The sequence below is a fragment of the Nesterenkonia sandarakina genome (assembly GCF_013410215.1).
Classification (GTDB): domain Bacteria; phylum Actinomycetota; class Actinomycetes; order Actinomycetales; family Micrococcaceae; genus Nesterenkonia; species Nesterenkonia sandarakina.
In genome coordinates, this window is sequence record NZ_JACCFQ010000001.1 from 1,893,652 (window position 1) to 1,920,418 (window position 26,767).

The window sequence follows — 26,767 nt, forward strand, 5'->3', positions numbered from 1 at the left end:
GCCGTCAGGGGCCCGTTCGCCGCGCAATCCGAGCTCGCCGCCGCCTGAGGATCGGGGTCCCAGCAGCTCCGTCGCTAGGCTGGCCGCATGTACACGTCTCAACCGCCTGATGAGACCGGCCTGCTGACCCTGAACGACGGGCAGTGCCTCTATTGGCAGGAATCGGGCTCCCGGACCGGGATCCCGCTGCTATACCTGCACGGCGGACCCGGCGCGGGCTTAGGCGGTCGTGGTTACGTGACCAAGGCGGATCCCCAGCGATTCCGGATCATCGGTCTCGATCAGCGTGGCTGCGGCAGGTCGGTGCCGCTCGCGCTCGATCCAGCGCATGACCTCGATGCCAACACCACCCCTCGGCTGATCGCGGACCTCGAGCAGCTGCGCGAGCATCTGGGCATCGAGCGGTGGGTGATCAACGGCGTCTCCTGGGGTTCCACGCTGGCGATCGCCTACGCCCAGGAGCACCCGGATCGGGTCCACGGAGTGGTCGCGATGGCGGTCACCACCACCTCGCGGTGGGAGGTCGACTGGATCACCGAGACGGTCGGCGCGCTCTACCCCGAGGAGTGGGAGCGCTTCGCCCGGCACGCTGAGCAGGCGGGGACGGGGCATCGACGCGGTGTGGCCCGTCTGGTCGAGACCTACCGGCAGCTGATGCGTGACTGCGACGAGGAGGTGCGGGACGCAGCCTCGCAGGCCTGGGCGCGCTGGGAAGACGCCCACATCGGCCCTGGCGCCGGCGGATTCCAGCGAGACCCACGCTGGGCGGACCCTGAGTTCCGCCAGACCTTCGTCACCCTGGTCACGCATTACTGGTCCAACGACGGGTTCTGTGACCCGCCGCTGCTGGACCGCATGGAACGCCTCGCCGGGATCCCGGCAGTGCTCATCCACGGACGGCGCGACGTCAGCGGACCGTTGCGCACCGCCTGGGAGCTGCACCGATCGTGGCCGGGAAGCCGCCTGGTGATCGAGGAGGATGAAGGACACGGCGGTCCTGCCATGGTCGCCGCCTGGCGTGAAGCCAATGATGAGATGGCCGCACGCATCGCCGGTGAACCGAGATGATCCAGCGGGTGACCACCGAGACTCAGCTCGGGCGCAGGTGCCCTTCGAGCACATCCAGCGCGCTGTCCCAGCCGTCGTAGATGCCGTCGTCCCCCTTCGCGCCCTGGGCTCCGCGCAGTTCCAGGGTCAGCTCTGTGCCGCCCTCGGTGGGGGTCAGAGTCACTGAGATCAGGGGAGATCCCTGGGGATCACTGCCCGGGTCGTCCCAGGTGAAGACCAGGCGCTCGAAGGGTGCGACCTCGCGATAGACGCCGCCGGTGACGTACTCGGCGCCATCCGCCTCATTGACCATCGTGTAGGTGTAGTGACCGCCCACGCGGACATCCATGGAGACCGAATCGCGCGGCGTGGAAAGTCCTTCGGGGTGGAACCACTGGGCGGCTTCATCGGGGTTCGTCCACGCGGACCAGATCTGCTCCGGGGTGGCCGGCAGCGTCCTGACCAGGGTGAATCCTGTGGTGGTGTCAGTCATGGTTCTTTGCCTTCCTGTGAGAAGTCCTCCGGGGCGGGGGACCGGGTGGGGTGTCGGATCGGGTATTTGCTGCGGCGTTGAGTGCGGTCCCCGGTGGGTGTGCCGAGCCGAGGTGGTCCTCGAGTCGATCCAGCCGGTCGTTCCACTCCGCGCGCTGCTTCTCGATCCACCGGGCCGCCTCATCCAGTGATGCTGGGGTGACCGCACAGTCGATCCACTGTCCGCGGCGATTCCGGCGCACCAGCTCGGCCCGTTCCAGCACCGAGAGGTGCTGAGAGACGGCGGCGCGGCTCATCGGGTAGTGCTTCGCGAGATCACTCACGGTGAGCGGCCGGCGTCGCAGTCTGTTCAGGATGTCCCGGCGCGTGGGGTCGGCCAGAGCGCTGAAGGTGACGCTTAGTGGATCCTTGGGTGGCAAGAGCACCTCCAATGCGTAAGTAGTTGCTTACACGTTAGGGTGCGGCATTCCTGCGGTCAATGGTTCGACGCCCGATCTCGGCGGTGACAGTGAGGCGCTCTCACCGGGTTCAGGGCCTGGATCTCACCGGGCCACCGGGCCCTGCACCCGTGGTGGTGTGACCGGGGCCGATCGGCCCGAGGTGATCGTGATGTACCTGGCCACCAGCGGGTTCGCCTGGGAGCTGGAAGAAGGCGAGGAGGTGCGGGAGGCCCTGCGCCGTCTGGCCGAGCAGTTCTCAGCGGCGGCGGAAGGGGAGACCGCGGCAGGTGGGGGAGCTGTGGCAGACGGCTGAGCTCCAGCAGATGGGTGAGCTCCGGCAGGCAGGCGAGCGGCGGCGTCGTCCTAGGGTGTGATGCCGCGCGGGTGATCCGCCCAGGGGGCCCGGGGCTCGCGGAGTTTTCCGGCGCCGGTGCGCACAGCGTGCAGGGCCAGAATCCCGGTCACCGCGCTGGGGTTGTGGATCTGCCCGGCGAGCACGGCCTGGACCGCCTCGGGGAGCGGGAGCCAGGTCTTCTCGATCTCAGCCTCCTCGCCTTCGCGTGCGTGTTGGTCGGCCTCAGGCGTCTCGGTGATCCCGGAGGCGAGGTAGATCCGGATGGCTTCATTCGAGGCGCCCGGGCTGGTGTGAAAATCCGCCAGCGTGTGCCAGGTGTCGGCGCTGATATCGGCCTCCTCGTGCAGCTCCCGCGCGGCGGCGTCGAGCATCGGCTCGCCCTCGGCGTCGAGCAGTCCGGCGGGGATCTCCCACATGTTCTGTCGCAGCGGGTGCCGGTACTGCCGGATCAGCAGGACCCGGTCCTGCTCGTCCACCGCAAGAACGGCCACGGCGCTCAGGTGTTTGAGAAACGCCCGGGTCAGGGTCTCGCCGGCCGCACCGAAACGGAAGGTCTCCTGGACCAGTTCATAGATCGGCGTGGTCTGCAGCGTCTTGGCTTCGAGGAGGGGGTGCTCGGCGGGGGAGTCATGGACGGCCATGGGTTCAGCCTACGTGGGGTGCTTCGCGGCGGGCTGGAACCGGCGTCGTCGTCGACCGCGTGACCTGTCCCATAGGCGAAGCGGGCCTGGCGTCCTAGACTGCGGAGATACGCGCCGTGGCCTGCGAGCAGGTGGCGGTGACCCCTTCGGAAGGACGCCATGCCGACAGTCGCACGGAACATCGTTGACACCTTGCACGCCAGCGGAGTCGAGCGGATCTACGGGATCTCCGGAGATTCGCTCAACGGTCTCACCGATGCGCTGCGCGCGGCGGGGACCATCGAGTGGGTGCCGACCCGGCATGAAGAGGCCGCCGCCTTCGCCGCGAGTGCGGAGTCCCAGGTCACCGGGGAGCTCGCGGTCTGCGCCGGGAGCTGCGGTCCAGGGAATCTGCACCTGATCAACGGGCTCTTCGACGCCCAGCGCTCGCGCACTCCGGTGCTGGCGATCGCCGCGCACATCCCCAGCGAGGAGATCGGGTCCACCTACTTCCAGGAGACCCATCCGCAGGAGCTGTTCCGGGAATGCAGCGTCTATGTGGAACACGTCGCCCACGCGGATCAGATGCCACGGCTGCTGCGCATCGCCATGCGCGAGGCCATCGAGAAGCGCGGCGTCGCGGTGCTGGTGGTCCCGGGGGATGTGGCGCTCGCCGACATCAGTGCCGAGGTCGAGACGATCAGCCCTATGCACTCGCGCGTGATTCCGTCCGAGTCGGACCTGGAGCGTGCCGCCGAGGCGCTGAACACCTGCGACCGGGTGACCATCCTCGCCGGTGCCGGCGTCGCCGGGGCGCACCCGGAGATGCTCGCGATCGCCGAACGGCTGCAGGCTCCGATCGTGCACGCGCTGCGCGGGAAGGAGCACGTGGAGTGGGAGAACCCCTACGACGTCGGGATGACCGGTCTGCTCGGCTTCTCCTCCGGGTACCGGGCGATGGCGACCTGCGAGACGCTGCTGGTGCTCGGCTCAGACCTGCCCTACCAGCAGTTCTATCCGGAGGACGCGAAGGTGGTGCAGGTGGACATCCGCGGCTCGCAGATCGGTCGGCGCACCCCGGTCGACGTCGGACTGGTCGGTTCGGTGAAGGACACCGTGCAGGCGCTGCTGCCGATGCTCGATGCGCACACGGACTCCAGCCACCTTGAGGGGGCGACCAAGCACTACGCCAAGACGCGCAAGGATCTCGACGCGCTGGCCACCCCGTCCAAGCGGACCATCCACCCGCAGTACCTGACCAAGCTGATCAATGACGCCGCCGACGACGACGCCATCTTCCTGCCCGACGTCGGTTCACCCGTGGTCTGGGCCTGCCGCTATCTGACGATGAACGGCCGACGCCGGCTGCTCGGCTCCTTCAGCCACGGCTCCATGGCCAACGCGATCTCGCAGGGGATCGGTGCGCAGATGGCTGAGCCGGAGAAGCAGGTCATCGCGCTCGCCGGCGATGGCGGGCTGGCGATGCTGATGGGGGAGCTGCTGACGATCACGCAGAATGAGCTGCCGGTGAAGACCGTGGTCTATAACAACTCGTCGCTGAACTTCGTGGAGGTCGAGATGAAGGCTGCCGGCATCGTCAACTACGGGACCGACCTGAAGAATCCCAACTTCGCGAAGGTGGCCGAGGCGATGGATATCAAGGGGATTCGGGTCGAAGAATCTGAAGATCTTCCTGCGGCGGTGGAAGAGTTCCTCGCGCACGATGGCCCCGCTCTTCTGGACGTGGTCACCGAGCGTCAAGAGCTCTCGATGCCGCCGAACATCACCGCTGAGCAGGCAAAAGGCTTCACCCTCTATGCGGTGCGCACTGTGCTCAGTGGGCGCGGCGACGAGCTGGTCGACCTGGCGAAGACGAATTTCCGCCAGCTCTTCTGACCTGAGCTCCTCCACAGAACTGCCCCGGCCCCTTTTGCGCCGGGGCAGTTCTGTTTAGTCTGTTGCACCAGAAGCAGTGACGGAGTGAACGGAACAGGTTCATGAACACTTCAGCGGGTCGGGTCGGTGCGGTGGGTCTTGCGGTGATTCTCAGCTTTGCTCTGAGCTCCTGCGGGGGTGAGGATGCGGGGGATGAGCCGGACGGGGCGGCTGGTGAGCCGAGTCCTGCGGAGTCTTCTGCGGCGGCTGGCGCGTCGGAACCCTCAGAGTCAAGCGGAGATGACGGTGGTGATCCGAGTGCTGAATCCTCGCCGACGCCGGTCGCTGCATCCTCGGAGGGGCCAGCGCAGAACTGGCCCGAGCCTGAGGTTCCGGATGAGATCTATGAAGAGACTCAAGAGGGCGCGCTGGCTGCGCTGGAGTATTGGTTTGAGGCGGACTTGTACATGCAACTCACGGGAGATTCTGCTGCGTTCGAGAGCTCGTCAGACTCGGACTGTGAGATATGCGCTGCACGAATTGGGCAGTTTCAGCAACTCTACGACGTCGATGAAGGGTGGCATGTCACCGAGGGAGCGTCGATTGAAGACCCGGTAGCAAGCAGTGTGTCGCAAGAAAACGAAGTATCGATCATCTTCACGATTCGTGAGGGCGAACTGCTCGAGTTCGATGCCGATGGTGAGCTCAGAGTCGAGGGCGCGGAGGAGTCTTTGGCGGGCCTCGAGGCATTGCTGCAATTCCAGGCCGATCGCTGGCAAGTCCTTGAGTTGTACTTTCCGGACGAAGTCGGAGCAGAGAGCTAATGCGAATCCTTGGCCGGGCTGCGCGGAGCCTGGGACTCATGTTCGTGCTGTGTGCATACTCCCTGATCCTCCTCACTCCTGAACCGGGTCACGGTTCACCATCGAGCGGTCAGTTGTGCAATACCTCTGCTCGTTGGACTGCTCCGGGCGAGGCACGGGCGAACATAAGCACTTGTCCTGTCCGAGGTGCACCGGAGAGAGCGCAACGAACGGATCGAAATCAAACTCCGGAGCGCCGCTCAGACGCTGGAGAGGCAACGGAGCCCCGGACTCGATCACGCCCCCCGTTGCCACCTGTGTATTGCTCCGAAGAGCGAGCCGTCGGACGGGAAGACTGCCGTGAGGTCTTGCTCGAGCAGTGTGATTCCCGGGATATGGAAGTCGTAAGTCCCGTCGATACAGGCGAATTCTCAGGGTTCATTTGTGCCCCAGCTGCTGAAGCGGTGGAAATTGAAGAAGTAGAGCAAGAAGAACAAGTGGACGTCATGGCCCTCCTTCCCGGTGCCGTGGAAGAAGCTTTCGCCACCCTCCCGATCGTCGGAGGATCCGTCGAGTTCGAACCCGACCTGCTCGGTTTCGGATATCGAGGCCGCCATACGCATATGTTTGCGGACGTCCAGACGCAGACCCTGAACGAGAACCTGCTCGGCATCCCCGTCGAGATCCGGGTCAATCCGCAGAGCTTCTTGTGGGACTACGGTGACGGCGCCAGTCGGGTGACCTACGATCCAGGCGAACCGATGCCGGACAGCTGGCAGGGCGAAACCGTCGTCAAGACCGACCAAGAGACACCCACCAGCCACGTCTACACCGAGACCGGGCGATTCCCGGTCAGTCTGGCCACCACGTTTGTGGGCGAATACCGGGTCGGCGGCGGTCCCTGGATCGTCATCCCCGGCTCCGTCGACGTTCAAGCCTCACCGGGTGAGGCGGATATCTGGCGCGTCGCCGCCCGCAACGTCTCCGGATCTTGCCGCGACACCGTCGACTGGGGCTGCAACGGACCGGTGACCCTCGAACCCGGAGATACCCCGCCCAAGATCTTCGCCGACCAGTACGACGCTGACGGCAACTGGCTGGGGAACTGAACCCACGCATCGCGCCGCACCACAGTATGAGGCGAGCGGGCGCCGTCGTCGTCCGTTCCCAGCCGCCCATCCCAGTCAGTTGAGTTCTCCGGCCCAAATGTCGGCACCGGAGAACTCAACTGCCCAGGAAGGGGTTAGCGGCGGGGGAGGTGATTCCCGGCGATCATGCAGCGCACCGAGCCGCCGGCGGCCTCCAGCGTGGAGACATCCACGGGCACCAGGGTGCAGTGCGCGGAGATGGCGTCGCGCTGGACATCGGTCAGGCTCGCTTCAGCCGTGGTGGAGAGCACCAGGCAGCGGCCTGAGCTCCCCGCCAGCTCCAGGCAGTTCCCGGCAAAGCGTCCCACCTGGGATTCGCTGAGCTCCACCACGGTTCTGCCCGATCCACGCAGCACGCCGAGCACGTGCTCGCGCTGGGAGCGGTCACGGATCATCTCGGAGCTGATCAGCGCGACGTCGGTGCCCACGGACATCATCACGTTGGTGTGATAGACCGGCACACCGTCGCCGTCGGTGGCGTCGAAGAGCACCGGGGTGTAGCCGAAGTCGGCGCAGAACTCCGTGAACAGCGCCGGAGAGAGACGACGCGAGCGGCAGGCATAGGCCAGCCGGGCGCGGTGGTCCAGGACCATCGACCCGGTCCCCTCCAGGTACTCCCCGAAACGCTCCGCGGAGGAGTAGTCCACCACGCGGCGGACCCGGCAGGTCTCCTGCAGGTGCGCCAGAATGTCCTCACGCCGCTCGGCACGGCGGTTCTTCGCATACATCGGGTACAGCGTGACCGTGCCGTCAGGGTGCGTGCTGAACCAGTTGTTCGGAAAGACGCTGTCGGGGGTCTCCGCGGAGGGATCATCGAAGATGTCGACTCCGATGCCCAGGCCCTCCAGGGTCCGTCCCAGCCTGGTGACCTCGGCGTAGGCGGCCGCGGCGATCTGGCGGGCAGACTCGCGAGCCGCCGAAGGCAGGAGCACATCAAGGATCCGCTGCTGGAAGCTGTTGTCCGCCGCGGTCTCGGGGTTCGGGGTGAACTGGTGTGGTCGCACCAGCACCACCCGGGAGGGCGACTGCTCGGTCAGCTGATCCGGGGACACAAGATCCTCCGCAGCCGCGACCCTCGCCGCGCCGTCGTTGCCCAGCGAGAACCGCCTCGCAGGTGTCGTGAGCACCTCAGTCATCGAGGATCACCCCACCGGCTTCATCGAGCTGACAAGGGAGAACAGATCCTTCGGGTCCTCGGGGTCGGCCACCAGGTCCAGCGAGGTCTGCAGGTCGGTGCCTGCAGTGGCGTCGCGGACGAAGCGCAGCGCGGAAAGATCAGCGATCGCGAAGCCCACCGAGTCGAAGATCGTGATCTCCTCGGCGGACCGCCGACCGGACTCTGCACCGGTGAGCACCTTCCAGAACTCGACCACGGGGAAGTCGGGCTCCATCTGCTGGATCTCCCCCTCGATCCGGGTCTGCTCCGGGTACTCCACGAAGACCCGGCCGCGGCGCAGGATCTCAGCGTCGAGCTCGGTCTTGCCCGGGCAGTCCCCGCCCACGGCGTTGATGTGTACCCCGGGGGTGATCTGCGCGGAGCTCAGAATGGTGTTCTGCGCCTTGTCCGCAGTGCAGGTGGTGATGATGTCCGCCCCGGCCACTGCCTCATCGGTGGAGGAGGCCAGGGTGACCCGGAAGCCCAGCGGCTCCAGGTTCCGGCGCAGCTTCTCCAGCGCCGCCGGATCCACGTCGAAGACCTGCAGGTCCTCGATGCCCAGGGCGGAGCGGATCGCCAGCGCCTGGAACTCCGCCTGGGACCCCGCGCCGATCAGCGCCATCCGCTGCGATTCCGGACGGGCGAGCGCCTTCGCGGTCATCGCCGAGGTCGCGGCGGTGCGCAGCGCGGTGAGCAGGGTCATCTCGGCCAGGAACGTCGGGTAGCCGTTGTCGACATCGGCGAGCATCCCGAAGGCGGTGACGGTCTGGAACCCCCGGGAGGGGTTCAGCGGGTGCCCGTTGACGTACTTGAACGCGTAGGTCTCCAGATCGGAGGTCGGCATCAGCTCGATCACGCCGAAGGGCGTGTGGCTGGCGATGCGCGGGATCTTGTCGAAGCTCTCCCAGCGGCGGAAGTCATCCTCCAGGTAGGCGATCATCCCGGTCATCAGGGGCTCCACGCCCTCACGCTGGATCCAGCGGGCCATGTTGCCGACGTCGACGAACTGCGTCATGAGGAACTCCTTCAAAGGTGGTGCGGGAAACGTGTCAGGTTGATGCCGCTCAGCCTAGAGATCTCGATGTGTACATGTAAGAGCCATTCTGCTGAATTTCGGGGCACTCAGGTGGCGGTCTGGCAAGGTGGAGTTAGCATGATGCACATGCCTCGACTCACCGACCTCGACCGTCGCCTGATCTCTGCGCTGCGCAAGGACGGCCGCGCCCCGGTGGCAGCGCTCGCAGAACAGCTCGGGGTCGCCCGCGCCACGGTCACCAGCCGGATCGAGAAGCTCAAGGCCCAAGGGGTCATCGTGGGGTTCAGCGTGCGGGTCCACGACCACAACGAGACCGGGGAGGTCCGTGCCATCTCCTTCATCGAGGTCGTCGGGCGCACCACCGATCACGTGATCGCCGAGCTGCGCGGCTTCCCCGAGATCATGGCGCTGCACACCACCAACGGCGGATGGGACCTGGTCGCCGAGATCTCCTGCGAGAACCTGCGCGACTTCGACGAGGTGCTGCGCCGGGTCCGGGGGATCAAAGGTGTGGTCAACAGCGAGACCAGCCTGCTGCTGAGCTCGGTGGTCCGCTGAAGCCGAGCCGCGCCGCGCCGGGCCAGGCGTAGTCGGGCCGGTCCCTGAGACCGGACGGTGGCCGCGCGCTGGGAGCCGAGCCCGCGCCGTCGTCGTTCTCCCGCCATTCCTCCTGGGCAGTTGAGTTCTCCGGCGGATACGTAAGTGCCGGATTACTCAACTGCCCAGGTAGCCTGGGGGTCTATGCGCGTCACCATTGATCCCCACACCGAAGGCGTCCTGAACAACGACGCCGGCTCCACCGTCCGCCGCTCCGTGCTGCCCGCCGGGGTGCGGGTGCTCACCGAGGAGATGCCGGGCCAGCGCTCGGTGACCCTGGGGTTCTGGATCGGGGTGGGTTCCCGCGATGAGGCGGCCCATCAGCACGGCTCCACGCACTTCCTGGAGCACCTGCTGTTCAAGGGCACCAAGACCCGGTCCGCGCTGGAGATCGCCTCCGCCTTCGACAGCGTCGGCGGTGAGTCCAACGCGCTGACCGGCAAGGAGCACACCTGCTATTACGCCCGGGTGCTCGACACCGACCTGCCCATGGCGGTGGAGGTGCTCACCGACATCGTCACCTCCGCGCTGCTGGACCCGGAAGAGATGGAGATCGAGCGCGGGGTGATCCTTGAAGAGCTCGCCATGGCCGAAGACGACCCCGAAGACGTGGTCCATGAACGCTTCGGCGCCCAGGTCCTCGACGGGCACCCGCTGGGCCGGCCCATCGGCGGCACCCCCGAGGAGATCAACGCCGCCAGTCGCGAGGACGTCTTCAACCACTACCAGCGCTGGTACCGGCCCGATGAGCTGGTCATCACCGCCGCCGGCGGCCTCGACCACGACCACGTGGTCTCCCTGATCGCCGAGGCGCTTCAGAAGTCCTCCTGGGACATGACGGTGCCCGGTTCACCTGCGGAGCGACGGGTCGGTCAGGAGACCGAGATCCCAGTCCGCGCCGGAACCGAGACCATCATCAAACCCGTGGAGCAGTCCCAGGTGATCCTGGGCGGCCGCGGCATGGCCGCCTCCGACGAGGACCGCTTCGCGCTCTCGGTGATGCACGCGGTGCTCGGCGGGGGCATGTCCTCCCGGCTCTTCCAGGAGGTCCGCGAGCGCCGCGGCCTGGCGTACTCCACCTACTCCTTCTCCTCGGCGATGACCGACGCCGGCTACTTCGGCCTCTACGCCGGGTGCCTGCCGAACAAGGTCGAGAAGGTCATCGAGGTCATGGCCGCAGAGCTCGACCGCATCGCCACCGTCCATGTCAGCGCCGAAGAACTGACCCGCGCGAAGGGCCAGCTGCGCGGAGGCACCGTGCTGGGCATGGAGGAGACCTCCTCGCGGATGTCTCGGCTGGGGCGCGCGGAGCTGGTCCGCGGGGAGTTCGTGGACATCTCCGACACGCTGGAACAGATCGAGGCCATCACCGCCGAGGATGTGCGCAAGGTCGCCGCCCGGCTGGCCAGCTCACCGCGAGCCGTCACCGTGGTCGGGCCCGCCTAGACTGGGCCGTGACATCCACGGTGTGACAGGGGAGCCTCATGAGTGGCAGCCAGGAACGCAGGCACCAGCTCAGTGGTTCGCGGCGTCGACGTAGGCTTCGCGCCGCGATGGTCCTGCTTGGTCTGGTCGTCCTGAGCTCCTGCGCTGGGGGACCCGACTCCCTCGGAGGCGGCAGCCCGGGGGATGAGCCCACCAGCGCTCCGGCGGCGACCACCCCAGGCCAGGCCGACGGTTGGGAGGATTGGTCCGACGGCGGAGGGAACGATGACCCCGACGGCGGGATGAACGCCGCTCTGGTGCAGCCCACCCGGAACCTGGTGTCCGAGCATCTCTCCAGCTGGGTGGACTACACCTCTCCCGCCCCGACCCAGCTGCAGGTGGCCTTCTACACCGGCAATCCCGCCTGCTACGGGGTGCGTGCCGTGGTGCAGGAGGATGTGATGGAGGTCCGCGTCGCCACGATCTCCGGCACGCGATCCGATGCGGTGAACTCCGCCTGCACCCAAGAGGCCCGCCTGGTGTCTCTGTTCCTGGAGTTGGAGGAGCCGCTGGGTGAACGTGAGGTCCAGCCGCTGACCGAGGTGGAGCTGCCTCCCTGACCTCCACGCGATCCGCGGCAGCCGGCCCCCTCGGTGCGCTGCTAGATCTTCTGGGCGGGACGGTAGGCAGGTTCAGCCGCCTGCACCCCGCCGAAATACACCTCAATCTCGATGATCTCTCCGTTGCGGACCTTCATGATCTCCACGTTGCTGAACGGCTTCTCGCCGCGCAGCTGTGCGGTGTAGCGCAACATGATGGTGCCGGGTTCGATCTCCACCGCGGTGGTGATCTCCTGGTTCAGGAAACGCTCAGCGGTCGGGAAACAAGTCTCCAAGAAGGTCGTCTTGTCGATGTGGTCATCCTGCGGCGAGGTGAACGTCATGTCATCGTGCAGCAGGATCCGCGCGGCTCGCCGGTCTCCGACGCGGTAGGCCGCGAACTGAGCCAGCACCGTCTCCATCGGCGTCCTGATCATGGGCTGAAATCTACAAGCCAGGCCGAGAACCTGTCAGCGCCTCGCGCCCGGGACCGGCTGCCTAGCCGCCGGCGAAGGGCGGAAGCACGTCCAGCTGATCCCCGGGATGCACCCGGGTGGTCTCGGGACGGGCGCGCACCCCGTTGACCAGGAACGAGCTGCGTGCACACACCCGCTCCAGGCTGGGCGAGGCCGCGTCGTCGTGCGCTGGGTGCTGGGGGAGCGGGCGCTGCTGCCGGACCAGCCGCGGCAGGTCAGCCAGCAGGTCGACGACGCCGACGCCTTGCGCGGGGACTTCAAGCTGGAGCTGCTCTGCCCCGGCGGCCTCGGCGGCGGCGGCGAAGAACCGCACGGAGATCGAGGTGGGGCTCGCCGCGGGACTGGTTGCCGGGCTCCCGGCGGGACTGTCTGCAGGGATCGGTGCGTGGCTCGGGGGCGGGGAGGTCTCGGTCATCTGGGTCAGCCTCCGATGGCGGACATGGAGCGGTCTGGGCGGTGGAAGCTGGCCAGGTCGAATCCGGGCCGGTCGGTGCCGTGCGCGGCGGGCTTGAGCCACATCGCCTCTGCCCAGGCCTGAGCGATCTCGTCGTCGGTGGTGCCGGGGGCGCGCAGCAGGTGCATCAGGTCGAACTCCTCGTTGGAGAACAGGCAGCTCATGACCCGGCCCTCTGCGGTGAGCCGGGTGCGTCGGCAGTCGGCGCAGAACGGCTCGGTCACCGAGGCGATCACCCCGACCCGGCCCAGCGGCGGGCCCTGCTCTCCAATCCGGATCGAGTCTGGGCTGGTGCCCAGCGGGTAGACGTCGAAGCGCTCCGCCGGGGCGCCATCGCGGTTCTCCTGGGTCGGGGAGAGCACGAAGCGTTCGGAGAGCAGCGCTCGGGTCTCGGCGGCGGAGACGGTGCCGGCGCTGTTCCACTGCTGATCCCCGTCCAGGGGCATCTGCTCGATGAAGCGCAGCTCGAAGCCGCGCTCGAGGGACCAGTCGAGAAGATCCGCGGCGTGGACGTCGTTGATCCCGCGCATCAGCACCGCGTTGATCTTCAGCGGCGTCAACCCTGCGGCGGCGGCAGCCTCCACCCCGATCAGCACCTTCTCCAGGGAGTCGCGGCGGGTCAACTGGGCGAAGGTCTCGCGGTGCACGGAGTCTAAGGAGATGTTCACCCGGGTCAGCCCGGCCTCGGCCAGGGCGGCGGCCTTGCGCTCGAGGCCGATGGCGTTGGTGGTCATCGCGATCGGCAGGTCCGGGTGGTCCGCGCGCAGGGCTGCGATGATCTCCACCAGATCTGCTCGCACCAGGGGCTCGCCGCCGGTCAGGCGCAGCTCGCGCACACCGAGGGTGTTGACTCCGATGTGCACCAGGCGGCGGATCTCCTCGGCCGAGAGCAGCTGGTCCTTGCTCAGCCAGGGCAGACCCTCGGCGGGCATGCAGTAGGTGCAGCGCAGATTGCACTTATCGATCAGGGAGATCCGCAGGTCGGTGGCTCGACGCCCGAAGGAGTCCATCAGCCCGCGGGCCGGATCTGCACCATGGGTATCAGGCCCGCCGGGCACGCTGGACCGCGCGGCCGGCTGCGCTGAGGGCAGCGAGGGCATGCCCAGCTGGACCGGACGGGACGCGGCCGCGCTCGCGGCGCCCGGAGCCGGGGCGCCCGGGGTTGGGGCGCCCGGGGTTGCGGTGCCCGGAGCCGGGGCGTGGTCAGCTGGAAGCTGCTGCATTCTGCCATCGTAGCCCCGCCTGCTGCGATCAGGAGATGTCAGTGCCTCTGCGTAGACTGGTCCCATGTCAGAAAGCACTGTGCGGGTACCCGTGGAAGAGCACATCAGCCGATTGAAAGAGGTGCTCGGAGCCGCCCTGGGGGCGCGCGCAACGGAGACCCTGGAGATCTCCTCCGGTGGGGTCGCCGGGCGGATCGTCGCGGAACGGCTGGTCTCCGAGGTCCCCCTGCCAGGGTTCGACAACTCCCAGATGGACGGCTTCGCGCTGCGCGCCGCTGACCTTGCCGTGCATGAGGGCGAGGCCACCCTGCCGGTGGCCGGGACCACCGCGGCCGGCAACGAGCCCGCGCTGCTACCCCTGGGTGCCGCGTTCGAGGTGATGACCGGAGCCCCGATCCCCGCCGGTGCTGATCTGGTCATCCCGGTGGAGTTCACCGAGGGGTTCGGCGCCAAGGAGGTCCACTTCCGCGGGCTCGCCGCGGCCGACCTCACCCGTGGCCGCTATATCCGGAAGGTCGGCTCCGACATCGACGCCGGGACGATCCTGGCCGAGCCCGGAGATGTGATCAGCCCCGCCCAGCTCGCCGTGCTGGCCGCCTGCGGCTATGCCGAGGTCAGCGTCCTGGAGCGGATCCGAGCCCTGGTGGTCTCCACCGGAGACGAGATCCGTCGACCGGGCTCCGAGCTGCGCCCGGGACAGCTCTACGACGCTGACACCCCGCTGCTCGGCGCGGTGCTGGAGACCTTCGGACACCAGGTCGAGACCTCCCGGATCGGCACCGATGATCCGGCCTGGTTCCTCGATGCACTCGACGCGCTGGTCGCCGTGCACCACCCGCACCTGATCATCACCGCTGGTGGGATCAGCAAGGGCGCCTATGAGGTGGTCCGGCAGGGACTCGGTCGGCGCGGCATCTCCTTCGGCGCCGTCGCCCAGCAGCCCGGCGGACCGCAGGGCTGGGGCCTGCTGGAAGGTGACCTGGAGGGCCGCGGACTGCTGCACTGGCGTTCCCAGCAGGAGGACCCGCGCGCGCCGATCGCCGTGATCTCGCTGCCCGGGAATCCGGTGTCCTCTGCGGTGAGCATGGAGACCCTGGTCCGGCCGGCACTGGCGGCCGTCGATCCCAACTGCGAGCCGCAGCGCCGGGTCACCGTGCGCACCGTCGAGGACATCAGCTCCCCGCAGGGCACCCGCCAGTTCCGTCGGGTGCGGATCCTCGATGACGCCACCGCAGAGGCTGGCGCGGTGCCCAGCGTGCAGCTCGAGGGCGGCCCCGGCTCCCACCTGCTGGGTCACCTGGCCCGAGCCGACGCGCTGCTGGAACTGAGCGAGGACGACGTCGAGGTGCCGGCCGGCTCCGAGCGCGAGGCCGTGCTGATCACCGGACGCGGGGTGGGCACCCGATGAGCGAACAGCGCCTGACCCATGTCCGCGGCGACGGCAGCGCACACATGGTCGACGTCTCCGGCAAGGAGGTCACCCAGCGGGTGGCCCGTGCTCAGGCGGTGGTCAAGACCACCCCCGAGGTCACCGCGCTGCTGGCCAGCGACGGACTGCCCAAGGGCGACGCCCTGGCCACGGCGCGGATCGCCGGGATCATGGCCGCCAAGAAGACCCCGGAGCTGATCCCGCTGTGCCACCCGCTGCCGGTCGCGAAGGTCACCGTGGACCTCGACGTCGACGCACCGGCCCCGGGATCGGTGCTGATCACCACCGAGGTGAAGACCACCTCGCGCACCGGCGTGGAGATCGAAGCATTGACGGCGGCCACCGTCGCGGCGTTGACTCTCTACGACATGATCAAAGCCGTGGACAAGGGCGCCGTGATCACCGACCAGATGGTCCTGTTCAAGACCGGTGGCGCCAGCGGAGAATGGGCCAGGACACAGACGGAGACTCGATGACCGACACCCAGCACGCCGCACCCGATGAGAACACCCCGCCTCCCGGCGGCGAGCCCGAACCCGGCGAGGCCGCTGGTGCCGAGGCCGAGACGCCGGTGCCCGACCTCGGTGAGACCGACTACTCCGACGCCGAGACCGCGCGGATGATCGCCCCGGTGATCGTCTCGACCCGGGCTGCCACCGGGGTCACCGAAGACCGCTCAGCCCCGGTGATCGCAGAATTCGCGAAGCAGATCGGCTTCTTCGCCCGCCCCCCGGTGCTGATCCCCGACGGCGAAGGAGTCCTCGCCGCGCTCTCAGAGCTGCTGGTCCAGATCGAACCCGCAGTGATCATCACCTCGGGCGGCACCGGGCTCACCCCGGATGACATGACACCGGAGTTCACCAAGCCGATCCTGGACAAGGAGATCCCCGGGATCATGGAGGCGGTGCGCGCCCATGGGCGGACCAAGAACCCGCTGGCCTCGCTCAGCCGGGGAGTCGCTGGGGTCACGGGAAAGACCGTCATCGTGAACCTGCCGGGATCGCCGAAGGCGGTCCGAGAAGGCATGGAGGTGCTCATCGAGCTGCTGCCGCACCTGTGCGACCAGGTCGCGGACATCCGCGACCATGAGGCCTGGGGCGGCGAGGAGTGAGCGCCGAGAACCCTCAGGAGCTCAATCAGGCAGGCTTCGCGGCCGAGGAGCCCTTCGAATTCCCTCAGGAGCGCGTGATCCTGGCTGAGCTCAGCGCGGAGCCGCTGACGCCAGCTCGTGCCGAGGCGGAGGTCTGGGCAGAACGGGCCGGCGCCGTCGTCGGCTTCTCCGGGATCGTGCGCAACCATGATCAGGGCCAATCCGTGCAGCGGCTGAGCTACACCGCACACCCCTCGGCCGCAGAGGCGATCGCGCAGGTGGCCGTCGACGTCGCCGCGCGGTTCCCCACCGTGCGGGTCTGGGTGGCGCACCGGGTCGGAGACCTGGCCATCGGGGACCACGCGCTGGTGGCCGCTGTGGCCTCGGCCCACCGCGCCGAGGCCTTCCAGGCCTGCGCCGAACTGGTGGAGCAGACCAAGGAGCAGGTGCCGATCTGGAAAGAACAGTTCTTCGCCGACGGCAGCAAGGAATGGGTCGGGCTCTAGAGCTGTGCGGAGATGGTCATCTAAACGCCTCACCGCAGCAATCACCTGGTAACGCGGGGCAACCGGAGGGAAACATCGCCCTTCTAGCGTTGTCAGCATGTATACAGATGCGTCGACAGCCCCGAATACGGAGGCCGCAGCGTTACCGGCCACCGACCGGGTCTACGCCGCGCTGCGCTCGGCGATCCGCGCAGGGCACGTCTCTCCATGGGACCGCCTGACCGAGAAGTCTGTGGCCTTGGAATTCTCCGTCTCCCGAACCCCGGTGCGTGAGAGCATCGCCCGGCTGGTCGCGGAAGGACTGCTGGAGAAGCACACCGACGGCTTCGGACTCGTTCTCCCGTCCCCGGACGTCCTCGGAGGGCTCTACGAAGCCCGACTGGCCCTGGAGCTGCAGGGGATCCGGCGGGTGGCTCACGGCCCGAGCGAGTACGACACCGCCATCCTCGACGCCCTCTGGTGGCAGTGGGAACAGCTGCGCGCCGAGCCGCCCGAGCCCGCGCCCCATATGGTCGCCCTCGACGAGGCGTTTCACTGCCGGGTGCTCGAAGCCGCCGGAGAACCCGCCCTGGTCTCGGTCCTGATCCACGTCAACGACCGCATCCGGGCTCTGCGCATGTACGGCTACATGACCTCGGACCGGCTGGCCCTCGCGGCTGACCAGCACCTCACTGTCCTGGGTCTGCTGGCCCAGCGCGACTACGCCGCCGCGGAGGCCGCCATGACCGAGCACATCACCAGTTCCCGTCACGCCGCACTGGCCCGCGCCCTGCACCGGAAGCCCGTCCATGGGTTCGCGGACACCGTCCCTGCTCCCATGTACACCCACTGACCGCTTCAGATCACACTGCCTGATCACACTGCCTGATCGCACCGCCTGCCCACCAGCCCGATTCACCGCAAGACCCGCACACCCCAGCACACTCGCACCCCGCCACCCACCCGAGGAGAACACCGTGAAGAAGAACTCGCATCTGATCATCGGAACCCTGGCCATCGGAGCCTTGGCATTGAGCTCCTGTGGAGACTCTGCGGAAGCAGGGGCCGCCGAGGAGGGATTCCCGACTGCCCCGGTGGAGATGGTGATTCCCTACCCGCCAGGTGGCGGTTCCGATGTGCTGTTCCGGCTCATGGCCGAATACGCTGAGGACCATCTCGGTCAGAACATCGTCCCGATCAACGTCGAAGGCGCATCGGCCACCGTGGGCTCACGCCAGGTCAAGGACTCCCAGGCTGATGGCTACACCATCCTGGGCACCCACCAGGTGACCGCTGCCGCGTTCCACACCAATATCGTCGACTACGGCTTCGACGCGTTCGCGCCCATCGCGCTGGGCACCGCGACCCCGCACCTGCCCTCGGTCAGCTCCGACTTCGCCGAGGAGCACGGCATCGAGGACCTCGAAGGGTTCCTTGATCATGTGGAAGCCAACCCTGGCGAAGTGACCTGGGCCTTCACCACCGGCTCGGAGGATCACTACACGATCGCCGCGATCCTCGACGCCGCAGGGATCGATCCCACCTCGCTGAACTACGTGAACTACAACGGCACCGGCCCGCAGTACGCCGCGCTCATCTCGGGGGAGGTCGACGGCATGACCGGCGACTACGCCTCGGGCGAGGGCTACATCGAAGACGGCTCGATGCTCCCGCTGGGCGTGGTCAACGACGAGCGGGACCCGCAGCTGCCGGATCTGCCCACCGTCTCGGAACAGGGCATCGACTTCACGCTCACCGTGGACCGCGGATTCCTCGCCCCCGAGGGGACCCCGGCGGAGCATATCGAGGTCCTGCAGGACGCCTTCGAAGCCGCCTTCGAGGACGAGGAGTTCCAGGATCGGGTCGAAGAGCTCGGGTCCTACCCGAACTTCATGAACTCCGAGGACTACCAGAGCCACATCGATGAGCTGGACTCCTCGATGGAGCAGCTGGCCGACCAGATGCAGGAATTCTGAGCATGAGGACACGAGCTCTGCCGAGGTGTCCCCATGGCTGACCGCCTCTTCTGCCTGGCCCTGGTGGTCCTCGCCGGTGCCTTCTGGTCACAGACAGCCGAGCTGCCCGGGCCCACCGGCGGGGCGGCGCTCGGCCCCGCCTTCTTCCCACGGGTGATCCTCAGCCTGATCTTCGGTCTCACCGCGATCCTGCTGGTGCGAAGCTTCGTCGCCGCAGAACAGGCGGTGAGCTTCCAGGGGCTGGGAACGTTCCTGAGAGTGCACTGGCGGGTTCCCGCGATGGTCGCGATGCTCTCCGCCTACGTCGCGCTCCTGGGACTGGCAGGCTTCGTGCTCAGCTCAGCGATCTTCCTGCTCGGCGGGTTCGCGCTGCTGATCAGGGAGTACTCCAAGCCGGTCCTCATCGCCAGTCTCGCGCTGGCCATGCTGCTGCCCTTCACCCTCAATCGGGTGTTCGAGAACGTCCTGCGCATAGTGCTGCCGTAGGGGAACAGGACTCACATGATGGAACTAGGTCTGGCAGCAGCCGCCGGTGAGGTCGCCGCGCCGCTGACTCTGCTGACGATTCTGGTCGGCGTCTTCGTCGGCATCATCGCCGGGGCCATCCCCGGGTTCACCTTCACGATGGCGCTGGTGCTCGCGTTCCCGTTCACCTTCGCCATGGGCCCGGTTCAGGGTCTTGCGCTGATGATCGGGATCTACATCGGAGGTCTCTCCGGGGGCCTGATCGCTGGGATCCTGCTCGGCATCCCCGGCACCCCGTCCTCGGTGGTGACCATCTATGACGGATACCCCATGGCCAAGGCCGGAGAACCGGCACGGGCGCTGGGGATCGGCATCGCCTCCTCGGTGATCGGAACCCTGATCGGGGCCGCAGTGCTCTTCCTGGTGGGGCCGATCATCGGGCGGTTCACGCTGAACTTCGGGCCCTGGGAGATCTTCTCGCTCGTGCTGTTCGCGCTCACCTTAGTGGCCGGGCTCAGCGGAAAACACCTGGTCAAGGGGCTCATCGCCGCCTGCTTGGGACTCCTGATCAGCACCATCGGTGTCGCCCCGGCGGGTCAGATGCGGTTCAACTTCGACAACCCCCAGCTCTCCGGAGGACTCAGCGCCATCCCGGTGCTGATCGGCCTCTTCGCCGTGTCCCAGCTGCTGGTCAACGTCGAAGAGTCCCGGTTGGACGCCCGTCCCAGCTCGGGAGCCAGCGCCCCGAGGATCCGCGTCCCCTACGGTCAGGTGCTGCGCGATATGTGGCGGGAGAAGCGCAACGCGGTCCGCTCCTCGATGGTGGGCACGTTCATCGGCACCCTCCCGGCAGCCGGGGCGGAGTCGGCGAACTTCATCAGCTACGACCGGGCGAAGAAGGCCGAGAAGCGCGACCCCGAGAACTACGGCAAGGGCCATCCTGGAGGGATCGTGGCCTCTGAGACCTCGAACAACGCGGTCGCCGGCGGCGCGTTCATCCCCACGATCACCCTGGGCATCCCCGGGGATGTGGCGCAGGCGGTGATGATGGGGGCGCTGATCCTGCATGGGATCGCACCGGGTCCGGGCCTCTTCGAGCGGCAGCCGGTGCTGGTGAACTCGATCTACCTCTCGATCGTGGTCGCGGCGCTGTGTGTGCTGGTCGTCCAGACCCTGCTGCTGCCGTTCCTCGCCCGGGTCACCCTGGTGCCTAAGGCGATCCTGGTGCCCTGCATCCTGTTGCTCACCGCGGTGGGATCCTTCGCGATGAACAACCGGATCTTCGACATCTGGGTCGTCGTCGTCTTCGGCATCATCGGGTACCTGCTGGTGAAGCTCAGTGTCCCGCTGGGCCCGATGATCCTGGGGCTGATCCTGGGTGCGACCCTGGAAGAGGAGCTGCTGCGCGCGCTGCAGCTCAGCGACTCGCTGAGCACCTTCGTCACGCGGCCGATCTCGCTGACCTTCCTGGTCCTCGCCGTGGGTTCGATCGGGTTCAGTCTCTACAAGGTGAACCGGGCGCGGAAGGCACCCCGGGAGGCCAAGGCGTCGGTGACGGTGTAGCTCGTCTCGGCACCAGATCGACTGAGCCGGCTCCTCGAGAGGGGCCGGCTCAGTCGATTCGTCAGGTCGGGCTCGTCCTAGCCCTTGGTGCGGGAGGTCTTCTCCATGGCGATCGCCTTGCGCATGTTCTTCCGGGCACGCGTGCGGTCCCCGGCGATGTCGTAGGCGATGGAGAGCCGGAACCAGGAGCGCCAGTCCTCGGGGGCGGCCTCTGCCTCGGCGGCGTAGAGCTTGAACTGCTCGTCGGCCTGGGCGCGATTCGCCCGGCCACCGGCAGAGCGCTCCACGGTGTCCGCGGGCAGGCCGCCCTCGGCCTCCAGAGTCCGTCCCAGCCGTTCCACCCCGATGCCGAAGAACAGCTCGCGGCCCAGCACCCAGACTCCAAGGATGACCAGGAGCATCGCGCCGCCACCGATCAGCTGCGCGTAGAGGTCATCCACGCGCAGGAAGCGCCAGGCGGAGGCCCCGGCGCCGACTAACATGATGGCGAGCAGGACGATGACCAGTCCGGTCCAGAATTTGGTCTTCACGCCGACTACAGCCCCAGATCCAGGTAGCCGTCGAGTCCGTGGGTCAGGCCGGGGCGCGAGCCCACTGTGCGCAGCCCCAGCAGCACACCGGGCATGAAGGAGACCCGGTCGAAGGAGTCGTGCCGGATGCTCAGCTGCTCACCGGTGGAGCCCAGCAGGACCTCCTGGTGCGCCACGAGCCCGCGCAGGCGCACCGAGTGCACATGGATCCCGGCGACCTCTGCGCCGCGGGCACCGTCCAGGGCCTTCTCGGTGGCATCGGGGGAGGGGCCGACGTCGGCGGCATCCCGGGCCTGTCCCATCAGCTCCGCGGTGCGCACCGCAGTGCCCGAGGGGGCGTCGACCTTCTTGGGGTGGTGCAGCTCGATGATCTCGGCAGAGTCGAAGTACTGTGCCGCCTTGGCGGCGAAGGCGGTGGCCAGCACCGAGCCCAGCGCGAAGTTCGGGGCGATCAGCACCCCTACGGAACCATGCTCGTTGAGCAGCTGCTCCAGCGCCTGCAGCCTCTCGGTGTCCCACCCCGTGGTGCCGACGACGGCGTGGAGCCCGTGCTCCACGGCGAAGCGCACATTCGCCTCGGTGGACTCCGGCACGGTCAGATCAACCACGTGGGTGGCGCCGGCGGAGAGGATCTCGCTGAGCTCGTTCCCGCGGCCCTGCGCCGCGACCAGCTCCATATCCGGGGCGTCCTGGATGGCCTTCACGGCCTCGCTGCCCATGCGGCCACTCGCACCGAGGACGGCGACTCGAATCTCTGCATTGCTCATGGACCCAGCCTATCGCCCGCCCCAGCTCCTCCGGCGTTCTACCTGCGCGTGCGAGCGCTACCGGGGCTACGGTCAGCCCAGTAGCGCTAGGAAAGCCCGGTAAAACGCAAGGGAGGGGTGTTCGAAAGTGTTGATCCATGTTTGAATGTGATGAGTCGGAGGTTTGAGCGAGGGGAGAGGTCATGTTGGCAGCGCAACGCCGCGCCGAGATCGTCACCCGGCTTGCCGCCGCCGGAGCCGTGAATGTGACCGAGTTGGCCGCACAGTTCGAGGTCTCGGACATGACCATCCGCCGGGACCTGGATCACCTCGCCGCGCAGGGGCTCATCACCAAGGTCCACGGCGGGGCCGTGACATCAGCCGCCCCTGAGGCACCTGCGCAGCGCACCGAGGAGCCCGGATTCACCGCGAAGTCCGCACGGCAGCAGGCCGAGAAGCAGGCCATCGCCGCAGAGGCCGCGATGCTGGTGCAACCGGGGATGTCCGTGGGACTCTCCGCAGGCACCACCACCTGGGCCCTGGCGCATCAGCTGGTCCACGTCGCCGGGCTCACCGTGGTCACCAACTCCCCGCGGATCGCGGAGATCTTCCACCACGGCGCCGCAGCGACCCGGGATGCCGCCCCTGGAGACACCGCCGCTGCGGGACAGACGGTGATCCTCACCGGGGGAGTGCGCACCCCATCAGACGCGCTGGTCGGCCCGATCGCGAATCAGGCACTGCGCTCGCTGCACCTGGACCTGATCTTCCTCGGAGCCCACGGGTTCGCCCCGGACGCCGGGTTCACCACCCCGAACCTGGAGGAGGCCGAGACCAACCGCACCTGGCTGGGCACCGCGCCGCGCACCGTCGTGCTGGCCGACCACAGCAAATGGGACACCACCGCCCTGGGCAGCTTCGCCACGCTCGAGCAGGTCCAGCTGCTGATCACCGACACCGGGTTACCCGACACCGCCGCAGCAGCGCTGCGCGAGCGGCTCGACGCCCTCCTCCTCGCCGATCCCACTCAGACCAGGAGCCCCCGATGACCACCGCTTCCTCCGAGCCGGAGAGCCTCGCCGCAGACCCCAGTGCCGGGACTGCGTCTGGCGCCGAGCCTGCAACCGGCGCCCGGCCCGCGTCCGGCGCCCGGCCCGTGCCCCGGTCCACCACCGTCGCGGCCGCCCGGCCGGCGGCGCAGCGCACCCGCGCGCAGCTTGCCGACGGCCGCGAGATCATCTTCTTCGACGACGAGCCGCGCCGTCGCACCGTCCAGGACCGGCGTGAGATCTCCCGACCGGTGGGCGGCAACGAGATGCGCTATGACCCGCTGCTGCGCGAGTGGGTCGCCATCGCGGCCGCCCGGCAGCACCGCACCCACCTGCCCGCCACCGATCAGTGCCCGCTCTGCCCCTCCACGCCGGAACGCGCCACCGAGGTCCCGCAAGCCCACTACGACGTGGTCGTCTTCGAGAACCGGTTCCCCTCCTTCCGCGGCGACACCCCGGTCCCGGAGGACCTGCTGAGCACGACGACGGCGGCGCAGGAGTCTGCCGGACTGCGCCAGCCCGGATCCGGGCGCTGCGAGGTGGTGTGCTTCACCGATCAGCACACCTCCCAGCTCGGAGCGGTCAGCGTCCGGCGGATGCGCACCGTGGTCGATGCCTGGGCGGACCGCACCGCGGCGATGCTCGCCGAGCCCGGCGTCGAGCAGGTCTACTGCTTCGAGAACCGGGGCGAGGAGATCGGGGTGACGCTGAACCACCCGCACGGGCAGATCTACGGCTACCCCTTCATCACCCCGCGCACCCGGACTCTGCTGGACTCCGCCGCGGACTACCACGCCCGCCGCGACGCAGACCTCTTCGCCGACATCCTGGCCAGCGAGGTCTCCGACGGGCGGCGGATCGTCGCGCGCACCGAGCACTGGACCGCATTCATCCCCGCCTGGGCGCGCTGGCCGGTAGAGCTGCACATCTACCCGCACCGGGCTGTGGAGCGGCTGCCCGAGCTCACCGACGCCGAACGCGACGACTTCGCAACGCTGTACCTGGACCTGCTGCGCCGCGGGGATAAGCTCTTCGACTCGCCGCTGCCCTATATTTCCGGCTGGCAGCAGGCTCCGGCCTCGGCGGAGCCAGGGCTGATGCGGCTGCACCTGCAGCTGTTCTCCATCCGCCGCGCGGAGAACAAGCTGAAGTACCTGGCCGGCTCGGAATCCGGCATGGGCGTCTTCATCAATGACATCGCCCCGGAGGAGACGGCACGGCGACTGGTAGCGATCGGGCCGCAGACGGCAGAATCGGAGGCGGCACAATCCGGCACGGCAGACCCAGTGCCGACAGACTCAACGCCGACAGACTCAACGCCGGCGGACTCACCCACAGAACCTACCCACTCAGAGGAGACACCATGAAGCTGCTGGTCACCGGCGGTGCCGGGTATATCGGATCGGTGGTGGTGCAGCAGCTGCTCGCCGAAGGTCACACCGTGGAGGTCCTGGACAACCTGAGCACCGGCCACGCGGACTCGGTGCTCCAGGGCGCTCTCTGGCATCAGACCGAGCTGCTGAAGGTCGGTGAGATCCTGGACTCCAGCTTCGACGCCGTGGTCCACCTCGCCGCCCGCTCACTGGTGGGGGAGTCGGTGAGCCACCCGGAGCGGTATTGGCACGGCAACATCGTCGCCACCCTCGCCCTGCTCGACGCGATGCGCGACGCCGGGGTGCGCCGGCTGGTGTTCTCCTCCACGGCCGCGGTCTACGGCGAGCCTGCCGGAGCCAGCATCGCCGAGACCGATCCGACCATGCCCACCAACCCCTATGGTGCCTCGAAGCTGGCCATCGACCATATGCTCACCGCCGAGGCCCAAGCCCACGGGCTGGCAGCGATCAGCCTGCGCTATTTCAACGTGGCCGGCGCCTCCGGGGAGCTGCGCGAACGCCACGACCCCGAGACCCACCTGATCCCGAACCTGCTCAAGGTCGCCGCGGGGGAGAAGGAGTCTGCCAGCATCTTCGGCACGGACTATCCCACCGCGGACGGCACCGCCGTGCGGGACTATATCCACGTGCTCGACCTGGCCGAGGCGCACCTGCGGGCGCTGCAGGCCGCCGAGCCTGCCAGCCACGAGATCTACAACCTCGGCACCGGCACCGGCACTTCGGTGCGACAGGTGATCGACGCGGTCCGTGAGGTCACCGGGGCGGAGGTCCCAGCCGTGGAGGAGCCGCGCCGCGCCGGGGACCCTGCGGTGCTGGTCGCCTCTGGCGCCCGCGCGCAGGAGCGACTGGGCTGGCGCCCCACCCGCGAGGTGCCCGAGATGGTCGCCGACGCCTGGGCGGCCCTGGGGCATGAGGTCAAGACCATGAGCCGTACCAGCCAGAGCCCTGCAGCCCCGTCGCCGGGGAATCGGGCCCCTGCTGCCCCGACACCAGCGGTCGAGTCACCCGCAGCCCCGACGCCGGGAGGCCGCGGGTGAGCGCCGCTCGGCCCGCGCTCGCCGAGAGCTTCCACAGCGCGTTCGGCCGTGAATGTGCCGGGATCTGGGCCGCCCCGGGCCGGGTCAACTTGATCGGCGAGCACACCGACTACAACGGCGGCTTCGTGCTGCCCTTCGCGCTGCCCCAGGTCAGCGAGGTGGCGGTCGCAGTTCGTGAGGACCGGATGGTCCAGGTGCGCTCGCTGCTCAACGGTGAGACCGCGCATTTCAGCCTGGACGGGCTGGCCCCCGGCGTCGTCGAGGGCTGGGCCGCCTACCCCGCCGGGATGCTCTGGTCGCTGGAGCAGGCCGGGCACCGACTCCCGGGCCTGGACCTGCTCATCGACTCCTCGGTGCCCATCGGGGCCGGGCTCTCATCCTCTGCCGCCCTGGAGTGCTCGGTGGCCCTCGCCGCGACCGACCTGGCCGGCGTCGAGCTGCCCGTTGCGGAGCTGGCTCGGCTCGCGCAGCACGCGGAGAACGACTTCGTGGGCATGCCCTGCGGGATCATGGACCAGATGGCCTCGGTCGCCGCGCAGGCCGAGCACGCGCTGCTCCTGGACACCCGAAGCATGGGCACCGAACAGGTCCCCTTCACCCTCGCCCAGGACGACCTCGCGCTGCTGGTCCTGGATTCTCTCGCCGAGCACCGCCTGGTGGACGGGGAGTACGCCGCCCGCCGCGCCCAGTGTGAGTCCGGCGCCCGGCTGCTCGGGGTGCAGAGCCTGCGCGAACTCAACGACGACGGCGTCGCCCCCGCGGATCTTCAAGCTCGGCTCTCCGATGAGGTGATCCTGCGGCGGGTCCGGCACGTGCTCACCGAGAACGCGCGGGTCCTCGCCGCCCGGGAGGCGCTGCGCACCGGGGCCTACGCCCAGCTCGGAGAGATCCTCACCGCCTCGCACCTCTCCCAGCGCGATGACTTCGAGATCACCGTGGCAGAGACCGACACCATGGTCGAAGCCCTGCTCGCCGCGCCGAGTTCCGAATCGGTGCAGCCGGCCCTGGGGGCCAGGCAGGTCGGCGGCGGATTCGGGGGCTGCGTGATTGCACTGATCCACGCGGACTCCTATGACGGGCTGCTCGCTGCGGTCCAGGAGAACGCCCGAGCGCGCGGCTTCACCGAGCCCACCGGCTTCCTGGCGCACCCCTCCGCGGGCGCCCGTCGCCTGGCCTGAGCCGGCCCCACCCCCGCGTTTTACCGGGCCGTCCGTGAGCTACCGGCCCGCCCGTGGCGCCGGTCAAGCACGCAAGGCC

Annotated in this window: 30 protein-coding genes; 20 read left to right on the forward strand and 10 right to left on the reverse strand. The window is 68.1% G+C overall.

Annotation, left to right across the window (positions count from 1 at the left end):
* The first annotated feature begins 87 nt into the window (after window positions 1-87).
* A complete protein-coding gene (locus tag HNR11_RS08740; RefSeq protein WP_179441975.1) occupies window positions 88-1,068 on the forward strand; it encodes an alpha/beta fold hydrolase in 981 nt (326 codons plus the stop codon).
* Between the two features lie 22 nt (window positions 1,069-1,090).
* On the opposite strand, the gene HNR11_RS08745 is transcribed toward HNR11_RS08740, so the two are convergent.
* Window positions 1,091-1,540 carry an SRPBCC family protein gene (locus HNR11_RS08745; protein WP_179441976.1) on the reverse strand — a complete coding sequence of 150 codons (450 nt, stop codon included), beginning with the start codon at window positions 1,538-1,540 and terminating at the stop codon, window positions 1,091-1,093.
* On the reverse strand, window positions 1,533-1,964 hold the full coding sequence (locus HNR11_RS08750) for an ArsR/SmtB family transcription factor (RefSeq protein WP_343050628.1): 432 nt from the start codon (window positions 1,962-1,964) through the stop codon (window positions 1,533-1,535). Before HNR11_RS08750 ends, HNR11_RS08745 begins: the two co-directional genes overlap by 8 nt.
* 151 nt (window positions 1,965-2,115) lie before the next feature.
* Here HNR11_RS08750 and HNR11_RS08755 point away from each other — a divergent pair, with 151 nt between their 5' ends.
* On the forward strand, window positions 2,116-2,292 hold the full coding sequence (locus tag HNR11_RS08755; protein WP_179441977.1) for a hypothetical protein: 177 nt from the start codon (window positions 2,116-2,118) through the stop codon (window positions 2,290-2,292).
* A 50-nt stretch (window positions 2,293-2,342) separates the two neighbouring features.
* Here the strand turns inward: HNR11_RS08755 and HNR11_RS08760 are convergent, their stop codons facing one another.
* Window positions 2,343-2,975 carry an NUDIX domain-containing protein gene (locus HNR11_RS08760; RefSeq protein WP_179441978.1) on the reverse strand — a complete coding sequence of 211 codons (633 nt, stop codon included), beginning with the start codon at window positions 2,973-2,975 and terminating at the stop codon, window positions 2,343-2,345.
* 159 nt (window positions 2,976-3,134) lie between these two features.
* Between HNR11_RS08760 and poxB the strand changes: the two genes are divergently transcribed.
* The 3 genes from poxB to HNR11_RS08775 all read left to right on the forward strand — a co-directional run bounded on the left by poxB (window position 3,135) and on the right by HNR11_RS08775 (window position 6,741).
* A complete protein-coding gene (gene poxB / locus HNR11_RS08765; protein WP_179441979.1) occupies window positions 3,135-4,850 on the forward strand; it encodes a ubiquinone-dependent pyruvate dehydrogenase in 1,716 nt (571 codons plus the stop codon).
* Window positions 4,851-4,951: 101 nt separating this feature from the next.
* The gene (locus HNR11_RS08770; RefSeq protein WP_179441980.1) at window positions 4,952-5,653 is read left to right on the forward strand and encodes a DUF6318 family protein; all 702 of its coding nucleotides are present in this window, start codon (window positions 4,952-4,954) and stop codon (window positions 5,651-5,653) included.
* A gap of 443 nt (window positions 5,654-6,096) precedes the next feature.
* The gene (locus tag HNR11_RS08775; RefSeq protein WP_343050629.1) at window positions 6,097-6,741 is read left to right on the forward strand and encodes a hypothetical protein; all 645 of its coding nucleotides are present in this window, start codon (window positions 6,097-6,099) and stop codon (window positions 6,739-6,741) included.
* Window positions 6,742-6,875: 134 nt separating this feature from the next.
* Here the strand turns inward: HNR11_RS08775 and ctlX are convergent, their stop codons facing one another.
* Window positions 6,876-7,916: a citrulline utilization hydrolase CtlX gene (gene ctlX, locus HNR11_RS08780; RefSeq protein WP_179441981.1), complete on the reverse strand. Its 1,041-nt coding sequence runs from the start codon at window positions 7,914-7,916 to the stop codon at window positions 6,876-6,878.
* A 6-nt stretch (window positions 7,917-7,922) separates the two neighbouring features.
* Complete coding sequence (locus HNR11_RS08785) at window positions 7,923-8,951, reverse strand: ornithine cyclodeaminase (protein WP_179441982.1); 1,029 nt, start codon at window positions 8,949-8,951, stop codon at window positions 7,923-7,925.
* Window positions 8,952-9,098: 147 nt separating this feature from the next.
* On the opposite strand from HNR11_RS08785, the gene HNR11_RS08790 reads away from it, so the two are divergent.
* The 3 genes from HNR11_RS08790 (at window position 9,099) to HNR11_RS08800 (ending at window position 11,614) form a co-directional block, all read left to right on the forward strand.
* Window positions 9,099-9,530 (forward strand): Lrp/AsnC family transcriptional regulator, encoded by a 432-nt coding sequence (locus HNR11_RS08790; RefSeq protein ID WP_106122999.1) that lies wholly within the window; start codon window positions 9,099-9,101, stop codon window positions 9,528-9,530.
* A gap of 183 nt (window positions 9,531-9,713) precedes the next feature.
* On the forward strand, window positions 9,714-11,015 hold the full coding sequence (locus HNR11_RS08795; RefSeq protein ID WP_179441983.1) for a M16 family metallopeptidase: 1,302 nt from the start codon (window positions 9,714-9,716) through the stop codon (window positions 11,013-11,015).
* Window positions 11,016-11,053: 38 nt separating this feature from the next.
* Window positions 11,054-11,614: a hypothetical protein gene (locus HNR11_RS08800; RefSeq protein ID WP_179441984.1), complete on the forward strand. Its 561-nt coding sequence runs from the start codon at window positions 11,054-11,056 to the stop codon at window positions 11,612-11,614.
* A gap of 41 nt (window positions 11,615-11,655) precedes the next feature.
* Here the strand turns inward: HNR11_RS08800 and HNR11_RS08805 are convergent, their stop codons facing one another.
* The 3 genes from HNR11_RS08805 to moaA all read right to left on the reverse strand — a co-directional run bounded on the left by HNR11_RS08805 (window position 11,656) and on the right by moaA (window position 13,623).
* Window positions 11,656-12,030 carry a nuclear transport factor 2-like protein gene (locus tag HNR11_RS08805; RefSeq protein WP_179441985.1) on the reverse strand — a complete coding sequence of 125 codons (375 nt, stop codon included), beginning with the start codon at window positions 12,028-12,030 and terminating at the stop codon, window positions 11,656-11,658.
* A gap of 61 nt (window positions 12,031-12,091) precedes the next feature.
* The gene (locus HNR11_RS08810; RefSeq protein WP_218849676.1) at window positions 12,092-12,484 is read right to left on the reverse strand and encodes a MoaD/ThiS family protein; all 393 of its coding nucleotides are present in this window, start codon (window positions 12,482-12,484) and stop codon (window positions 12,092-12,094) included.
* Between the two features lie 5 nt (window positions 12,485-12,489).
* On the reverse strand, window positions 12,490-13,623 hold the full coding sequence (gene moaA / locus HNR11_RS08815) for a GTP 3',8-cyclase MoaA (protein ID WP_179442939.1): 1,134 nt from the start codon (window positions 13,621-13,623) through the stop codon (window positions 12,490-12,492).
* 187 nt (window positions 13,624-13,810) lie between these two features.
* On the opposite strand from moaA, the gene HNR11_RS08820 reads away from it, so the two are divergent.
* The 8 genes from HNR11_RS08820 to HNR11_RS08855 all read left to right on the forward strand — a co-directional run bounded on the left by HNR11_RS08820 (window position 13,811) and on the right by HNR11_RS08855 (window position 20,754).
* Window positions 13,811-15,154 carry a molybdopterin molybdotransferase MoeA gene (locus HNR11_RS08820; RefSeq protein ID WP_179441986.1) on the forward strand — a complete coding sequence of 448 codons (1,344 nt, stop codon included), beginning with the start codon at window positions 13,811-13,813 and terminating at the stop codon, window positions 15,152-15,154.
* On the forward strand, window positions 15,151-15,651 hold the full coding sequence (gene moaC, locus HNR11_RS08825) for a cyclic pyranopterin monophosphate synthase MoaC (protein WP_179441987.1): 501 nt from the start codon (window positions 15,151-15,153) through the stop codon (window positions 15,649-15,651). Before HNR11_RS08820 ends, moaC begins: the two co-directional genes overlap by 4 nt.
* Window positions 15,648-16,286, forward strand: a complete 639-nt coding sequence (locus HNR11_RS08830) for a MogA/MoaB family molybdenum cofactor biosynthesis protein (protein WP_179441988.1) — start codon at window positions 15,648-15,650, stop codon at window positions 16,284-16,286. Before moaC ends, HNR11_RS08830 begins: the two co-directional genes overlap by 4 nt.
* A complete protein-coding gene (locus HNR11_RS08835; RefSeq protein ID WP_425488260.1) occupies window positions 16,283-16,771 on the forward strand; it encodes a molybdenum cofactor biosynthesis protein MoaE in 489 nt (162 codons plus the stop codon). The genes HNR11_RS08830 and HNR11_RS08835 overlap by 4 nt, the downstream gene beginning before the upstream one ends.
* Window positions 16,772-16,868: 97 nt before the next feature.
* Window positions 16,869-17,603 carry a GntR family transcriptional regulator gene (locus tag HNR11_RS08840; protein ID WP_179441989.1) on the forward strand — a complete coding sequence of 245 codons (735 nt, stop codon included), beginning with the start codon at window positions 16,869-16,871 and terminating at the stop codon, window positions 17,601-17,603.
* Between the two features lie 124 nt (window positions 17,604-17,727).
* Window positions 17,728-18,726, forward strand: coding sequence for a tripartite tricarboxylate transporter substrate-binding protein (locus tag HNR11_RS08845; RefSeq protein ID WP_179441990.1), 999 nt, complete (start codon window positions 17,728-17,730; stop codon window positions 18,724-18,726).
* 33 nt (window positions 18,727-18,759) lie between these two features.
* The gene (locus HNR11_RS08850; RefSeq protein WP_179441991.1) at window positions 18,760-19,212 is read left to right on the forward strand and encodes a tripartite tricarboxylate transporter TctB family protein; all 453 of its coding nucleotides are present in this window, start codon (window positions 18,760-18,762) and stop codon (window positions 19,210-19,212) included.
* A 15-nt stretch (window positions 19,213-19,227) separates the two neighbouring features.
* On the forward strand, window positions 19,228-20,754 hold the full coding sequence (locus HNR11_RS08855; protein WP_218849677.1) for a tripartite tricarboxylate transporter permease: 1,527 nt from the start codon (window positions 19,228-19,230) through the stop codon (window positions 20,752-20,754).
* A gap of 77 nt (window positions 20,755-20,831) precedes the next feature.
* Here HNR11_RS08855 and HNR11_RS08860 read toward each other — a convergent pair whose 3' ends face one another.
* Together HNR11_RS08860 and dapB are read right to left on the reverse strand one after the other, a co-directional pair.
* Entirely contained in the window at window positions 20,832-21,284 is a 453-nt protein-coding gene (locus tag HNR11_RS08860) for a hypothetical protein (protein WP_179441992.1), read from the reverse strand.
* 5 nt (window positions 21,285-21,289) lie between these two features.
* Complete coding sequence (dapB, locus tag HNR11_RS08865; RefSeq protein WP_179441993.1) at window positions 21,290-22,051, reverse strand: 4-hydroxy-tetrahydrodipicolinate reductase; 762 nt, start codon at window positions 22,049-22,051, stop codon at window positions 21,290-21,292.
* Window positions 22,052-22,233: 182 nt separating this feature from the next.
* Here dapB and HNR11_RS08870 point away from each other — a divergent pair, with 182 nt between their 5' ends.
* From HNR11_RS08870 to galK, 4 genes are read left to right on the forward strand one after another with little or no spacing between them, the layout of a single operon-like run.
* Window positions 22,234-23,079, forward strand: coding sequence for a DeoR/GlpR family DNA-binding transcription regulator (locus HNR11_RS08870; protein ID WP_179441994.1), 846 nt, complete (start codon window positions 22,234-22,236; stop codon window positions 23,077-23,079).
* A complete protein-coding gene (gene galT / locus HNR11_RS08875) occupies window positions 23,076-24,446 on the forward strand; it encodes a galactose-1-phosphate uridylyltransferase (protein WP_179441995.1) in 1,371 nt (456 codons plus the stop codon). Before HNR11_RS08870 ends, galT begins: the two co-directional genes overlap by 4 nt.
* Complete coding sequence (gene galE / locus HNR11_RS08880; RefSeq protein ID WP_179441996.1) at window positions 24,443-25,510, forward strand: UDP-glucose 4-epimerase GalE; 1,068 nt, start codon at window positions 24,443-24,445, stop codon at window positions 25,508-25,510. The genes galT and galE overlap by 4 nt, the downstream gene beginning before the upstream one ends.
* Window positions 25,507-26,688, forward strand: coding sequence for a galactokinase (galK, locus tag HNR11_RS08885; protein WP_179441997.1), 1,182 nt, complete (start codon window positions 25,507-25,509; stop codon window positions 26,686-26,688). Before galE ends, galK begins: the two co-directional genes overlap by 4 nt.
* The last annotated feature ends 79 nt before the right edge of the window (window positions 26,689-26,767 follow it).

Coding starts and splice junctions, on each gene's coding strand:
- HNR11_RS08740 (WP_179441975.1), top strand. CDS start 88: ATGTACACGTCTCAACCGCCTGATGAGACCGGCCTGCTGACCCTGAAC.
- HNR11_RS08745 (WP_179441976.1), bottom strand. CDS start 1,540: ATGACTGACACCACCACAGGATTCACCCTGGTCAGGACGCTGCCGGCC.
- HNR11_RS08760 (WP_179441978.1), bottom strand. CDS start 2,975: ATGGCCGTCCATGACTCCCCCGCCGAGCACCCCCTCCTCGAAGCCAAG.
- poxB (WP_179441979.1), top strand. CDS start 3,135: ATGCCGACAGTCGCACGGAACATCGTTGACACCTTGCACGCCAGCGGA.
- HNR11_RS08770 (WP_179441980.1), top strand. CDS start 4,952: ATGAACACTTCAGCGGGTCGGGTCGGTGCGGTGGGTCTTGCGGTGATT.
- ctlX (WP_179441981.1), bottom strand. CDS start 7,916: ATGACTGAGGTGCTCACGACACCTGCGAGGCGGTTCTCGCTGGGCAAC.
- HNR11_RS08785 (WP_179441982.1), bottom strand. CDS start 8,951: ATGACGCAGTTCGTCGACGTCGGCAACATGGCCCGCTGGATCCAGCGT.
- HNR11_RS08790 (WP_106122999.1), top strand. CDS start 9,099: ATGCCTCGACTCACCGACCTCGACCGTCGCCTGATCTCTGCGCTGCGC.
- HNR11_RS08795 (WP_179441983.1), top strand. CDS start 9,714: ATGCGCGTCACCATTGATCCCCACACCGAAGGCGTCCTGAACAACGAC.
- HNR11_RS08800 (WP_179441984.1), top strand. CDS start 11,054: ATGAGTGGCAGCCAGGAACGCAGGCACCAGCTCAGTGGTTCGCGGCGT.
- HNR11_RS08805 (WP_179441985.1), bottom strand. CDS start 12,030: ATGATCAGGACGCCGATGGAGACGGTGCTGGCTCAGTTCGCGGCCTAC.
- HNR11_RS08810 (WP_218849676.1), bottom strand. CDS start 12,484: ATGACCGAGACCTCCCCGCCCCCGAGCCACGCACCGATCCCTGCAGAC.
- moaA (WP_179442939.1), bottom strand. CDS start 13,623: ATGCCCTCGCTGCCCTCAGCGCAGCCGGCCGCGCGGTCCAGCGTGCCC.
- HNR11_RS08820 (WP_179441986.1), top strand. CDS start 13,811: ATGTCAGAAAGCACTGTGCGGGTACCCGTGGAAGAGCACATCAGCCGA.
- moaC (WP_179441987.1), top strand. CDS start 15,151: ATGAGCGAACAGCGCCTGACCCATGTCCGCGGCGACGGCAGCGCACAC.
- HNR11_RS08830 (WP_179441988.1), top strand. CDS start 15,648: ATGACCGACACCCAGCACGCCGCACCCGATGAGAACACCCCGCCTCCC.
- HNR11_RS08840 (WP_179441989.1), top strand. CDS start 16,869: ATGTATACAGATGCGTCGACAGCCCCGAATACGGAGGCCGCAGCGTTA.
- HNR11_RS08850 (WP_179441991.1), top strand. CDS start 18,760: ATGGCTGACCGCCTCTTCTGCCTGGCCCTGGTGGTCCTCGCCGGTGCC.
- HNR11_RS08855 (WP_218849677.1), top strand. CDS start 19,228: ATGATGGAACTAGGTCTGGCAGCAGCCGCCGGTGAGGTCGCCGCGCCG.
- dapB (WP_179441993.1), bottom strand. CDS start 22,051: ATGAGCAATGCAGAGATTCGAGTCGCCGTCCTCGGTGCGAGTGGCCGC.
- HNR11_RS08870 (WP_179441994.1), top strand. CDS start 22,234: ATGTTGGCAGCGCAACGCCGCGCCGAGATCGTCACCCGGCTTGCCGCC.
- galT (WP_179441995.1), top strand. CDS start 23,076: ATGACCACCGCTTCCTCCGAGCCGGAGAGCCTCGCCGCAGACCCCAGT.
- galE (WP_179441996.1), top strand. CDS start 24,443: ATGAAGCTGCTGGTCACCGGCGGTGCCGGGTATATCGGATCGGTGGTG.